This window comes from Variovorax sp. P4_D9, assembly GCF_056401695.1.
The window spans coordinates 1-12,191 of the sequence record NZ_JBFUIU010000220.1; the positions used below are offsets into that span (position 1 = coordinate 1).

The window sequence follows — 12,191 nt, forward strand, 5'->3', positions numbered from 1 at the left end:
TGACAAGACGATGCCCTGGTCCGGTACTTGAGACAAGCAAGGCGGTGTGGTGCTGGACGATCAACCACCGCTTTGACGGATCACGTCGATGGTGTGCTCTGCGCAGCGATAAAGAGGAGGCCGCAGGCCGGGGGACATTCGCGGAGCCGAGCACGCCGTCGACGTGAGCCCGCCCCAGGCCGACCATGCGCAGCGGATCGAATAGCTCAGTTTCGTTTCAGACCTTTGGTTGTCTTGAAAGCAGACGGGGCTGCACAATGGCGCGGCCCAAATGGGCGTCATTCATGTTGGAAGGGCTGCCTCGCGCTGCGGCCGCCGTTCCGTGTCCCTCGCAGCGCTGGACCTAACGACGATGCAACTGGTAGCCCAGGCCGAACAGCATTTCCGCGCCGGGCAGATCGCCCTGGCCGAGCCTTTGTTGCGCCAGGCGATCGAGCGCGATCCCCGCAACGCCCGGGCTTGCGAGTTGCTGGCCTACATCTGCGGCAACCGCCAGGAACTGGGCGCTTGCGAGGAGTGGCTGCAGAAGGCCGCGGCGCTGCCCTCGTGCTCCCCGGAGGCGCTGTTCTATCTTGGACGCGTGCAGCTGCAGCAGGGCCGAGCCCGGGAGGCCATCGCCTCCTTCGGCCGCTCGCTCAAGCTGGCGGGCCCGTTCTTCGAAGGACTGCACGAACTGGGCGTGGCCCACGGCGCCCTGTCGCAACACGATCAGGCGCTCGATGCCTTTGGCCGCGCCGAGCGCCTGAATCCCCGCTCCCCCGAGCTCCAGTCCAACCTCGCCGGCACGCTGGCCGCCCTGCATCGCTTCGGCGCCGCCGTACAGCACTACGAGCGCGCGCTGGTGCTCGATCCTGGGCGCGTGAGCGACTGGAGCGATCGCGGCGCCGCGCTGACCGAAATCGGCCGCGGCGCCGAAGCGCTCGAAAGCTATCGTCGCGCGTTGTCGCTGGCCCCACAGGACGTACCGGCCTGGATGAACCAGGCCATCACGCTGACCCTGCTCAAGCGGCCGGCCGAGGCGCTGGCGTGTTACGACCGGGTCGAACAGCTGGCGCCGCAATGGGACTATCTGGCCGGCCACCGGCTGCACGCCGCGATGGCGGTGTGCCGGTGGGACGACTGGGCGCAGCAGGTGGGCCAGGCGGTGGCCCGGGTCGATGCCGGCGAAAAGGCGGCGACCCCCTTCACCCTGATGCCGGTGCCCGCTGGCCCCCCCACCCTGCTGCGCTCGGCGCGGGTCTATGCGCAGGACCAGTGTCCGCCGCAGCCGGCGGCCGAGCGCGCCGTCGAGCCTCGGGATCCGGCCCGGCGTCTGCGGGTGGGCTACTTCTCGTCCGACTTCCGCAACCATCCGACGTCGCAGTTGCTCGCCCGCGTGTTCGAATGCCATGACCGGAGCCGTTTCGAGACTTTCGGCTTCGCGCTCGGGTCGCATCCACTGGACTCCGTAGGCGCGCGCGTCGCCGAGGCGCTCGAGCACTTCAGCAATGTCTCCGAGCGCAGCGACGCCGAGATCGCGGCGCTGGCGCGAGCCGCCGGCATCGACATCGCGGTCGATCTCAACGGCTTCACCGAGGGCTTCCGGTCCAACATCTTCGCCGGCCGCGCAGCGCCGCTGCAGGTCAACTATCTCGGCTTTCCGGGATCGATGGGCTGCGACTTCATGGACTACATCCTGGCTGACGCGACCGTCATTCCCGAGGACGAGTTCTGCCACTACGCCGAAAAGGTGGTGTGGCTGCCGGACAGCTATTTCCCCAACGACGACACCAAGGCGATCGGCAGCGATCCGGGCAGCCGCGCCGAACTGGGCCTGCCACCGGACGCGCTGGTGTTCGCCTGCTTCAACAACATTCACAAGATCACGCCCGATGTGTTCGATGTCTGGATGCGCCTGCTGCACGCCGTGCCCGGCAGCGTGTTGTGGCTGCTCAAGAGCAACGACGAGGCCCAGCGCGCGCTCGGCGCCGAGGCCGCCCGGCGCGGCGTCGATCCGCAGCGCATCGTCTGGGCCGCGCGCATGCCGCTGACCGACCACCTGGCGCGCCACCGGCACGCGGACCTGTTCCTGGACACTTTCCACTACAACGCGCACACGACCTGCAGCGACGCGCTGTGGGGCGGCGTCCCGGTGCTGACGCTGGCCGGAGCCACCTTCCCGTCGCGCGTCGGTGCCAGCCTGCTGGCGGCGATCGGGTTGCCCGAACTCGTGACTCGCGGCGTGGCGGCGTACGAAGGTCTCGCACTCGAACTTGCGACCTCGCCGGCCCGCCTGGCCGCGCTGCGCGAGCGGCTGCAGCATCAGCGGACGAACTCGCCGCTTTTCGATTCCGAGCGCTTCGCGCGGCGGCTCGAATCGGCCTTCGATGCGATGTGGCAGCGGCATCGCCAGGGCCTGGCACCGGATCACATCCGGGTTGCGGGCTGAGCCGAGGGCGACGCCGGCTCAGGCTTGGCCGCGGCGGCGGCGGGCGACGCGCACCGCTTCGACCCAGGTGTCGATGTTGAAACGCTGGCCCGAATCGGCGATGCGGGCGGACGTGATGCGGTGGAGCGGCAGGCGCCGCGGGTCGCCGGGGAGTTCCCCGTGGCCGATGATGATCTTCTTCTGCAGGTCCAGAAGGTCGACCTGCAGCGTGCACTCGATCTTGCGGTCGTGGCCGTCGACGTAGCGAACCCGGATGCGTGGCGTTTCGTCGACGATGGCGTGTTCACCCTTGCCCTGGATGAACCACTCGGGCAGGGTGTCGGGAACCGAGTCCCCCGTGGCACCGAGCCCGCCGCGCACGGTCGGGATCTCCAGCGGGACATGACCCGAACGCACCCTTGCGGCTTCGATGCGGCGCTCGGCCTCGCGGCGCATCGCCATGCGCCGCCAGGCCCACATGGCGCCGACAAGCAGCAGCGCCCCGGTCAACATGGCAATCAAGAACTGCCAGTGTGCAGGTTCGACGCTCATCTTTTTCTCCCTTGGTTCAATCGACTACTAAGTCATTGGTACTCAAGGAGAGGCATTTTCCAGCACCGTCATCAGACAGTCAAACCGCCGTGCGCCTTAGCGCATTTGGTCGGGGGCTGCGCGCTCAGTCGTCGTGCTTCTCGTGGGTGGCGGCGGCGCCGCGGCGCCAGTAGCCAGCCGCCTTGACCCACTTCGGATGGGCGCCGCGTTCGCCCACCAGGTGGGCGCGGATCGTCTTGGCGGCAGTTGATTCGCAGGCCACCCAGGCGTGGAAATCGCCCTCGGGCAGATTCAGTTGGCGCAGCGCATCGAGCAGCGGCGAGCCGGTGCCGGGCTCGGCACCGCGCCGGTATACCCATTGCAGCGCGAGCGAAGCCTGCGTGTCGAAGGCAATTTGGTCGGCTTCGCCATCGACTTCGGCCAGCACCACGGCACGGGCGCCGGGCGGCAGTTCGGCCAGGCGCCGCGAGATCGCGGGCAGGGCGGTGTCGTCGCCGATCAGCAGGTGCCAGTCGAAGGCGGTCGGGATGATGAAGGAGCCGCGGGGTCCGCCCAYGCCAACCATCTCGCCGGGGCGGGCCGACTCGGCCCATTGCGTGGCCGGGCCGGCATCGTGCAGCGCGAAGTCGATCTCGAGCGTACCGGCGGCGGCGTCGTGGCGGCGCGGCGTGTAGTCGCGCATCGCCGACTTCTGGCCAGGCGGCCAGATCGGGCCTTCGGGCCCGGGCGTCGGTACCGTGAGCTTTCCGGTCACTGCGTCCGGGAAGAAGATCTTCGCGTGGTCGTCGAAGCCGGGGCTGTCGAAGCCCGCCAGTTCGTCGCCGCCGAGCGTGATGCGGATCAGGTGCGGCGTGATGCGCCGCACGGCCCGCACCTCGAGCTTGCGAAAGCGAAGTTCGTGGCGCACGCGGCGCGGCAGGCGGTCGGGGGCGGAGGGGACGGTCGAGGTTTGGGGCATGGGTTCAGATTTTTTCCAGTTGCTGGGCAGCGCTGTCGAGCACTGCGGCGAATTCGTGGGCCTGCTGTTCGGTGAGGGGCGCGGCGAGTCGCAGGCGCATCGCGAGCTTGAGGTTCTCGATGGCGCGGACCACCTGCGGCGGCCGGCCGGCGCGTGGGCCGGCGCCATCGACGCCGCTCGACATGCGGGCCATCATCTCGTCGGTGGTCGCGCGGTTGGCGGCGAGGAAGTCCAGGCCGGCCGCAGTCACGCTGTAGCGCTTGCGCCCGCCACCGTCGGCGGCATCGACGCTGACATAGCCCAACTCCTCGAGGAGCGTGAGGGTCGGGTAGGCGATGCCTGGGCTCGGGCTGTAGCGGCCCCCGAGGCGCTCCTCGATGGCCTTGATCAGTTCATAGCCGTGGCTCGGCTTGTCGGCGATCAACTGCAGCAGCACGAATCGCAGGCCGCCGTGGCCAAAGATCCGACCGCCGCCACCGCCGCGCCCGCCGCGGTGCTCGATCGCGCCGGCCCGTCCGCCGCCCAGCCCGTCGCCGTGTTCGCCGCGCGGGTTGCCGTGTAAAAAGCTTCTGTGAGCTCGCATGGAAGATGTCCTTCTGTTCGTTATCTGATTTTATAAAGATATATCTAAATTGTATCTGAGTCAAGTCTTGGATGACCCGCGCCGTGCCCATGTCGCGCGCATCAACCGCGTGACCGATCACATCGACAGCCATCTGTCCATCTGTCGGAGCCGCTCGATCTGGCGGCGCTGGCCTCGGTGGCGCACTTTTCCGCCTGGCACTTCCATCGTGTGTTCCAGGCCATGACCGGCGAGACGCTGGCCGACCGGGTACGGCGGCGGCGGCTGGAGGTGGCGGCAGCTCGGCTGCTGTTGGGCCGCCCGAAACGGTGCTGGCGATCGCGCTCGATGTCGGCTTCGGTTCGGCGGCGGTGTTCAGCCGCGCATTCAGTGCCCGTTTCGATGTGACGCCGACGGCCTGGCGGCGCGGCGCGTTCCGTGCCTGGGCGGAGGGGCGTCGCCTGCAGTTGCGCAAGATTCATCAAGCGGACCGCAAGCACCATCAAGCAATCATCGATGCCTTCCGCCAGGATGAGCAGGCCTGGCCCAAGGGGTTCTCGCGCCGGCGCGCCTCGCGCCACCGTCGATGTGCCGCTATGACGCCTGCGTCGAGSTCGACGCCGATTTCCGTCCCGCCGGCGAGGTCGGCGTTCAGACGCTCAGGGGAGGGCGCTTTGCCTGCGTGCGCTTCGCGGGCACGTCGGCCGAGATCCATGGCGCCTGGGTCCAGCTCTGCGACTGGCTGCCCGATAGCGGCTACCAGGCCGACGAGGCGCCGTCGATCGAGGTGCACGGGAATGACTTCGTGATCGACCCGGAGACCGGGGCATTCGAGTGCGAGCTGTGCATGCCGGTGCGGGTGCTTGGGGTCAATCGCCGGGAGATTCGAGCAGCGCGAGCAGATTCGACAGGCGCGCGTCGAGCGTGACCAGGTCCGATGCCTTGAAGGCGGCCAGGATCCGAGGCTCGTTCACCACGTGCGCCTCCACGGCGCGATCGATCAGCGCGAGTCCGTCGGGCGTCAACTGCACCAGCAGGCTGCGGGCGTCATCGGGATGCGCCAGGCGCTGCAACAGGCCGCGGCCTTCGAGGCCCTTGAGCCGATGGGTCATGGTGCCCGAACTGACCATCAGGGCCGAGAAGAGCGCGGTCGGCGTCAGCCGGAACGGCGCGCCTGAGCGGCGCAGGGTGGCCAGCACATCGAATTCCCAGTGAGTGAGCGCGAAGGCCGAGAAGGCTTTTTCGAGCCTGCGCTGCAGCAGCGCCGAGCAGCGGTTGATGCGTCCGATCTTACCCATCGGCGTGACGTCCAGGTCGGGCCGCTCCCGATGCCACTGCGCCAGGATGGCATCCACTGCGTCCGGTTGTCGCTGCGTGCCCATCTGCAAACCTCTATTTGTCTTGAAGTCAAGATTGCCCTCTGACGGCCGTGACCCTTTGCTGGGCGAGTCCATGTCGGGRCTGTCGCTGGTCGGCTTGCTGATGGTGCTGATCCTGACCGTGCAATAGGCCTTCAGCGCCAGGGAGGGCAGCAAAACGTGACGAAATGCCGTTCCGGCCACGTGGTTATGGCCTCGCGGGTGCTTGAAAACTAGGGTAAACCCCTAAAATAGACCCCATGACCGCTTCCACTGCCTATTTCCCCCGCAACCCCAAGTTCACCGACACCTTCGAGCGTGACTTGGCCAACGATGAAGCCAGCCACCTCGGCCGCAACGAGCCCTCGGTGTTCGCCCCGGCCCTGAAGCGCCTGCGCGCCGCCTTCTGGACCCTGGTTCGCACCGTCCATTTCTTGCGCGCCTCGGCCCAGCGCCCCCCGCAGGCCCTGCAAGCCAGCTGATCAAGCCGGTCGCCAGAAAGAAGCCTCGCTTCGGCGGGCCTTTTGACGGCCGGCGCAGCCAGGCCCGTTGATGAAACAACGCGGAACTGGCTTTGCCAGGCCGCCGGTGTTGCCCCCGGCAGGGGTGGGCGGGCTACTCGAAGGGAGCCCAACCTGGGGGTGAGTTACCGCCCCGGCATGTCCTTGACGGAATAGCCCAGGCTCACGGTCGCATCCTCGGGAATCGGCGGCATCGTCGCATTCCAGGCCAGCCAGTCCTCGCGCATCGCCGCCAGTCGTTCCGGCTCCTTGCGCGCCAGATTCGCCCGCTCGCGCTCGTCGGCCGGGATGTTGAACAGGTACTCGTTGCCGTCGACCTGCAGGTACTTCCAGTCGCCGTCGCGCAGCGCCCGCTGGCCGCGGTGGTTCATGCGCCAGTGCAGCGGCCGCGCGAAGGTCTTGCCCGCATCGCGCAGCACCGGCAGCAGCGACACGCCGTCGAGCGGGTACCGAGGATCGGCCGCGACGCCGGCGGCGTCGAGCATCGTCGCCGACCAGTCCATCGTCATGCACTGCTGTTCGCTGACCGTGCCTGCGGTGATCGCCTGCGGCCAGTGCGCGATCCAGGGCACCCGGATGCCGCCTTCGGTCAGGTCCATCTTTCCGCCGACCAGCGGCCAGTTGTCCGAGAAGCGCTCGCCGCCGTTGTCGCTGGTGAACACCGCCAGCGTGTTGTCGGCCATGCCGTTTTTCTCGAGCGCCGCCATGATCGAGCCGATGCCCTCGTCCATGTGATGGATCATGCGGCGGTAGGTGTGGATGTTGCCGCCCGAGAGGTCGAACAGGTTGTCCTTCACGGCCGGCGCCTTGGCCGCGTCGTCGCGCGTCTCCCAGGGCCAGTGCGGCGCCGTGTAGTGCAGGCTGAGGAAGAAGGGCGCGTCCTGCTGCGCCATGCGCTGGACGTAGTCGACCGCACGGCGCGACAGCAAGTCTGTCAGGTAGCCCTCCTGGGGGCAGTCCTCCTCGCCGGACCAGAGGTCGTGCCGGCCACTCGAATCGCAGTGCGTGAAGTAGTCGACGCCGCCGGACATCGGGCCGAAGAACTCTTCGTAGCCCGAGCGCAGCGGACCGAAGCTCGTCGGGAAGCCCAGGTGCCACTTTCCGACCAGCGCCGTGCGGTAGCCGGCACCTCGCAGCAGCGAGGGCAGGGTCGGGTGATCGGTCGGCAGGCCGAGCGTCGCGCTGCCGCGGCTCTTGCTGTTGATCGGCTCCTCGGCGGCGCCGCGCAGCCGGTACTGGTAGCGCGCCGTGATCATCGCGAAGCGGGTCGGCGAGCACACCGGCGAATTGGCATAGCCCTGCGTGAAGCGGATGCCCTTCGCGGCCAGGCCGTCGAGCACCGGTGAGACCGGGCCGAAGGCGGCGTCGCGGCCGCCGTAGCAGCCGAGGTCGGCAAGGCCGAGGTCGTCGGCGACGATGAAGATGATGTTGGGTCGTTGCATTTTTTTCAGGGTTGGTAGCCGGACTTCTGCACCACCGGCGCCCACTGCGCGCGGTAGGCCTTCAGCATGGCCTCGGTCTGGGCCTGGGTGCTGACCACCGGCGTCATCAGTGTGTCCTTGAAGCGGCGCTGGGTGTCCGAGTCCTGCATCACTTCGCGGATCGCCTGCGCGAGCAGCGCGACCTTGTCCTTGGGCATGCTGGCCGGGGCGAAGAAGGTGTTCCAGCCGGTGGCGACCAGGTCGAGACCGGCTTCCCTGAAGGTCGGGATCTCGGGCGCGAAGGACGAGCGCTTGGCGCCCGACACCGCCAGGATGCGGATCTTGCCGGCCTGGTGCTGCGGCAGGTCGACGTCGAAGGTGTCGAAGGCGATCGGCACCTGGCCGCCGATCAGGTCGGTCAACAGCGGGCCCGAGCCCCGGTAGCCCACGACTTCGGCCCGCACCTTGGCCTTCTCGCCCATCATGAGGCCGAAGAAGTGCGGCAGGCTGCCGGTCGCCGGCACGCCGAAGTTGGCCTTCTCGGGGTTTGCGCGCATCCAGGCCAGCAGATGCGACAGCTCGCGCACCGGCACCGCGGTCGACACCGCCAGCGCGAACTCGTAGTCGTTGACGTGCGAGACCGGCACGAAGTCGCGCTCGGCGTCGTAGCCGTTGTCCTTGAAGACTAGCGGCGCGATCACCATCACGGCCGGGTTGGCGAGCATCAGCACGTTCTGGGCGGCCGGCGTGGCCTTGACCTGCTGGGCCGCGAGACGGCCGCCGGCTCCGGGCTTGTTGTCGACCACCACCGGGACGCCCAGCCGGGTCTGCAGCTTGTCGCCGACGATGCGCGCGACGCGGTCGGTGGCGCCGCCGGCGGCATAGCCGACCACGATGCGCAGCGGCCCGCCCTCGACGGCCTCGGCCTGGGCCCCCAGGGTGGCTGCGCCGAGAACGAGCGCGGCGGCGAGGCGGGGGATCAATCGACGAGAAAACATGGGGGCTCCGATGCGAGGCAGGGTCAGTCGTTGGCCTGGAAATTCACGGCCTTATGATCCCGCCCCAGCGGGCGGTGTCCTCGCGCATTGTCTTCAACAGCGCCTCGGGGCCGTCGCCCACCGGGTACATGCCGTTCTGTACCAGCTGCTGGCGCATCTCGCGCGAATTGACGGCGCGGTTGAATTCGGCACGCAGCTTGTCGACGATCGGCTGCGGCGTCTTCAGGGACGCGTAATACGCGAACCAGGCGGTCGCGACCACGCTCTTGAGGCCGGCCTCGGTGAAGGTCGGCAGGTCGGGCATCAGCGGCGAGGTGGGCAGCATCTGCAGCGCGCCGCCGATGGGGTCGAAGTAGACCGGGATGGTGCCGCCCATCACGTCCTGGCGCGCCGGGGTCGAGCCGCGGTAGGGCACGTGGACCATCTGTAGGCCGGCTGCGTGTAGGCCGGCTGCGCGGTTGAGCATCTCGCCGAGAAAGTGCGAGGGCGTGCCGGMGCCGTAGGAAGCGAAGCTCACCTTGTCGCCCTGCGCCTTGGCCCAGGCCAGGAACTCGGGCAGCGTGTTGGCGAGCACGTCCTTGCCGACCACCAGCGCGAGCTCGAAGCGGGCCGCGTTGATGATCGGCACGAGTCCTTGATCGGGACGTACGAGAGGTTGCGGTAGGCGCCAGGGAACATGGTCATCATGCCGGCTGTACCCAGCAGCAGCGTGCGGCCGTCGGGCGCGGCGTTCTTGACCGCCTCGACCGCGATGCGGCCGGCGGCGCCGGATCGGTTGTCGATGATCAGCGGGCCGAGCGAGTCGCGCATTTCCTGCGCGATGGCGCGCGTAAGCACGTCCTGGGTGCCGCCGGCCGGGACGCCGATCAGCACCTTGATGGCCTGGCGTGAAGGCCTGGGCGCGCGCCAGCGACGAAAGGGCGAGGCCGCCGAGGGCCGCCAGGAGGTGGCGGCGGTCGATTCCGTGGTGCATGGGGGCCTTGTCTCCTTGCGATTGACTTTAGAGTCGCGGCATTCGATTGATCAAATCAACCATTCCAAGGATTTACCACTAGATGACCGCGCCGCGCCGACCCCTGGACGACCTGCTGCTGTACCGTCTGTCGCGCCTGCTCGCGGTCGGCGGCAGCATGGTCATCCGCTTGTGCGAGGGCCGCTTCGGCATCACGCGGCGCGAGTGGCGGCTGATCGCCACGCTGGCCAGCCGCGGGGAACTGAGTTCCTCGCAGTTGGCCGAGCATGCGCAGCTCGATCGGGCGCGCACCTCGAAGGCGGTGGGCTCGATGGTGGCCAAGGGGCTTCTGTCGCGCGAGCATCCGGCCGGTGATCGGCGCCAGGTCCTGTTGGGGCTCACGGCGCGCGGGCAGGCCCTGTACCACGAATTGTTCCCGCTGGTGACGCAGATCAATGGCGAACTCGTGGGGGCGCTGGATGCCGACACCATCGCCCGGCTGGACAATGCGCTTCGGCTGCTGCAGGCACGCGCCGAGCGCATGGCCGCCGAGGCCGTGCTGCCCAAGGCCGACCGCGGGCGGCGCGGCGCTTGACTGTTCAGGGCTGCGCCGTCTCCGCAGCCGCGGCCGCCCGCGCGCCGTCGCCCTCGATCCGCATCCGCGGCAGGAACTGCGGGTACTCGCGCTGCATGAATTCGATCAGTCCTTCGCGCACCGTGCAGCGCAGGTCGAAGGCCAGCGCCGACGAGGCCGCCGTGCACAGCACGCGGATCTGCATCGTTCGCTCGGTGGCATCGGTGACCCGCAGGTTGAAGAAGCGGCCGTCCCATTCGGGCGCCGCCTCGACGATCCGCTCGACCTCCGCGCGCAGCGGCGCCAGCGGCATGCCGTAGTCGGCGTAGACGAAGACCGAGCCGAGCAGCTGCGAGTCGTGCCGGGTCCAGTTCTGGAACGGCTTCTCGATGAAGTAGGTGAGCGGCAGGATCAACCGGCGGTCGTCCCAGATGCGCAGCACCACGAAGGTCCCGGTGATCTCCTCGACCCGTCCCCACTCGCCCTCGACCACCAGCACGTCGTCGATCCGGATCGGCTGCGCCAGCGCGATCTGCAGGCCGGCGATCAGGTTGCTGAACACCGGCTTGGCCGCCAGGCCGGCGACGATGCCGATCACGCCGGCCGAGGCCAGCAGGCTGGCGCCGACCTGGCGCGCGCCCGGGAAGGTCATCAGCATCAGCGCGGCGCCCGCCACCAGCAGCACCGAATTGGCGGTGCGGGCCAGCACCCGCGTCTGGGTCAGGATGCGGCGCGCCTGCAGGTTGTCGCGCACGTCCGAGGGGTGCTGCCTGACCATGCCGTCGGCAAAACCGTTGATCGCCTGCACCGCGAGCCAAGTCGCTGTCGCGATCAGCAGCAGGCCATTGAGGTGGCGGACGTTGCCGATGAAGCGCAGGTCATCGGGTGCCGCCTGCCAGACCAGCTGCAGTGCCAGCAGCGGCAGCACGAAGCGCGCCGGCCGCTTGATCGCCAGCAGCGTCGCGTGGAGCGTCGGCACCGAGCGCGTGACGCGGTCGAGCACCAGCGCGGCCACCCGGTGCGCCAGCAGCGCCAGCGGCAGCGCGAGCAGCGCGGCGAGCAGCGGAGCCGACCACGGGTAGGCGAGCAGTTGCAGGATCATCGGGCGGTCTGGGGGCTGTCTTCCGTGGTTTCCGAAAGCGGCTGCAGGATGCGTGCCGCGTCGTCGCGCAGCTGCGCCGCGATGCCCGTGGCCATGTCGAGCCGGCGCAGCAGCCAGGGCGTGATGTCGTTGTCGAAGGGGTCGGGCAGCGGGATCGGGCCGGACAGCGTGGTGGCGGGTGAGCCCTCGGGCATCATCGGGCCGCTGGTGGGCGCGGCGCCGATGGCGGCCTCGATGCGCTGGGCCGTGCGGGCCAGCGGGCCTTCTATCTCGGCCGGCGTCAGGCGGTCGCGCCGCAGCACCAGCATTGACTTCACCGCGCTCAGCTGGGCCAGCAACTGGTAGCTGTGGGCCTGCAGGTGCTCCAGCGGTTCGAGYGGTGGGCGCACGGCGCGCGGCTCCGACAGCGAGCGCTGTGTCGCCTGCACCAGAGCCGAGAGGCTGTCGTAGGCCTCGCGCCGGGCCAGCCGCCATTCGAGCTCGGGGCTGACGCCGACCGAGCGCAGCTGGCCCAGTCCGAGCGCGAGCCGGGCGTGGCGGGCCTGGGCTTTCAGCACCCGCGCCACCAGCGCCGGGATCTGGCCGCGCTCCCAGGACGGCAGCACGTAGCAGAAGGCCCAGGCCAGAGCGGCGCCGATCAGAGTGTCGGCGACGCGCTCGAACAGCGCGAAGGTGGTGCTCATGCCGGTGTTCAGCATGTGGGCCTGGACCAGCCCCAGCACCGTGGCGGCGACCGAGGTGATCAGGTAGCGCCGGACCGCGAAGCCGTGGGCGATCGCCTGGGCC

At 68.9% G+C, this 12,191-nt stretch carries 12 protein-coding genes and 2 pseudogenes; 5 read left to right on the plus strand and 9 right to left on the minus strand.

What is annotated here, in order from left to right; all coding sequences use genetic code 11:
* Window positions 1-352: 352 nt before the first annotated feature.
* Window positions 353-2,428, plus strand: coding sequence for an O-linked N-acetylglucosamine transferase, SPINDLY family protein (locus AC1DY5_RS22870; RefSeq protein ID WP_478115039.1), 2,076 nt, complete (start codon window positions 353-355; stop codon window positions 2,426-2,428).
* A gap of 18 nt (window positions 2,429-2,446) precedes the next feature.
* Here AC1DY5_RS22870 and AC1DY5_RS22875 read toward each other — a convergent pair whose 3' ends face one another.
* The 3 genes from AC1DY5_RS22875 to AC1DY5_RS22885 form a co-directional block, all read right to left on the minus strand.
* The gene (locus AC1DY5_RS22875; protein WP_478115041.1) at window positions 2,447-2,959 is read right to left on the minus strand and encodes a hypothetical protein; all 513 of its coding nucleotides are present in this window, start codon (window positions 2,957-2,959) and stop codon (window positions 2,447-2,449) included.
* Window positions 2,960-3,083: 124 nt separating this feature from the next.
* Window positions 3,084-3,917 (minus strand): siderophore-interacting protein, encoded by an 834-nt coding sequence (locus AC1DY5_RS22880; protein WP_478115043.1) that lies wholly within the window; start codon window positions 3,915-3,917, stop codon window positions 3,084-3,086.
* A 4-nt stretch (window positions 3,918-3,921) separates the two neighbouring features.
* Window positions 3,922-4,500 (minus strand): PadR family transcriptional regulator, encoded by a 579-nt coding sequence (locus tag AC1DY5_RS22885; RefSeq protein WP_478115045.1) that lies wholly within the window; start codon window positions 4,498-4,500, stop codon window positions 3,922-3,924.
* A gap of 308 nt (window positions 4,501-4,808) precedes the next feature.
* Here AC1DY5_RS22885 and AC1DY5_RS22890 point away from each other — a divergent pair.
* Together AC1DY5_RS22890 and AC1DY5_RS22895 are read left to right on the plus strand one after the other, a co-directional pair.
* Window positions 4,809-4,895, plus strand: a pseudogene (locus AC1DY5_RS22890) (AraC family transcriptional regulator); the annotation flags it as partial.
* A gap of 170 nt (window positions 4,896-5,065) precedes the next feature.
* Complete coding sequence (locus AC1DY5_RS22895) at window positions 5,066-5,407, plus strand: AraC family transcriptional regulator (RefSeq protein ID WP_478115047.1); 342 nt, start codon at window positions 5,066-5,068, stop codon at window positions 5,405-5,407.
* Here AC1DY5_RS22895 and AC1DY5_RS22900 read toward each other — a convergent pair.
* The gene (locus tag AC1DY5_RS22900) at window positions 5,349-5,861 is read right to left on the minus strand and encodes a MarR family winged helix-turn-helix transcriptional regulator (protein ID WP_478115049.1); all 513 of its coding nucleotides are present in this window, start codon (window positions 5,859-5,861) and stop codon (window positions 5,349-5,351) included. The genes AC1DY5_RS22895 and AC1DY5_RS22900 overlap by 59 nt on opposite strands.
* Window positions 5,862-6,097: 236 nt before the next feature.
* On the opposite strand from AC1DY5_RS22900, the gene AC1DY5_RS22905 reads away from it, so the two are divergent.
* Window positions 6,098-6,319 (plus strand): hypothetical protein, encoded by a 222-nt coding sequence (locus AC1DY5_RS22905; protein WP_478115051.1) that lies wholly within the window; start codon window positions 6,098-6,100, stop codon window positions 6,317-6,319.
* A 164-nt stretch (window positions 6,320-6,483) separates the two neighbouring features.
* On the opposite strand, the gene AC1DY5_RS22910 is transcribed toward AC1DY5_RS22905, so the two are convergent.
* From AC1DY5_RS22910 to AC1DY5_RS22920, 3 genes and pseudogenes are all read right to left on the minus strand, one after another.
* Entirely contained in the window at window positions 6,484-7,800 is a 1,317-nt protein-coding gene (locus AC1DY5_RS22910) for a sulfatase family protein (RefSeq protein ID WP_478115053.1), read from the minus strand.
* Between the two features lie 5 nt (window positions 7,801-7,805).
* Window positions 7,806-8,777: a Bug family tripartite tricarboxylate transporter substrate binding protein gene (locus tag AC1DY5_RS22915; protein ID WP_478115055.1), complete on the minus strand. Its 972-nt coding sequence runs from the start codon at window positions 8,775-8,777 to the stop codon at window positions 7,806-7,808.
* A 43-nt stretch (window positions 8,778-8,820) separates the two neighbouring features.
* Window positions 8,821-9,587: pseudogene (locus AC1DY5_RS22920) on the minus strand (Bug family tripartite tricarboxylate transporter substrate binding protein).
* 245 nt (window positions 9,588-9,832) lie between these two features.
* On the opposite strand from AC1DY5_RS22920, the gene AC1DY5_RS22925 reads away from it, so the two are divergent.
* Window positions 9,833-10,324, plus strand: a complete 492-nt coding sequence (locus tag AC1DY5_RS22925; protein WP_478115057.1) for a MarR family winged helix-turn-helix transcriptional regulator — start codon at window positions 9,833-9,835, stop codon at window positions 10,322-10,324.
* 4 nt (window positions 10,325-10,328) lie between these two features.
* On the opposite strand, the gene AC1DY5_RS22930 is transcribed toward AC1DY5_RS22925, so the two are convergent.
* Window positions 10,329-11,405 carry a mechanosensitive ion channel family protein gene (locus AC1DY5_RS22930; RefSeq protein ID WP_478115059.1) on the minus strand — a complete coding sequence of 359 codons (1,077 nt, stop codon included), beginning with the start codon at window positions 11,403-11,405 and terminating at the stop codon, window positions 10,329-10,331.
* The coding region (locus AC1DY5_RS22935; protein WP_478115061.1) for an FUSC family protein at window positions 11,402-12,191 on the minus strand (790 nt) is incomplete at its 5' end. The genes AC1DY5_RS22935 and AC1DY5_RS22930, both read right to left, overlap by 4 nt.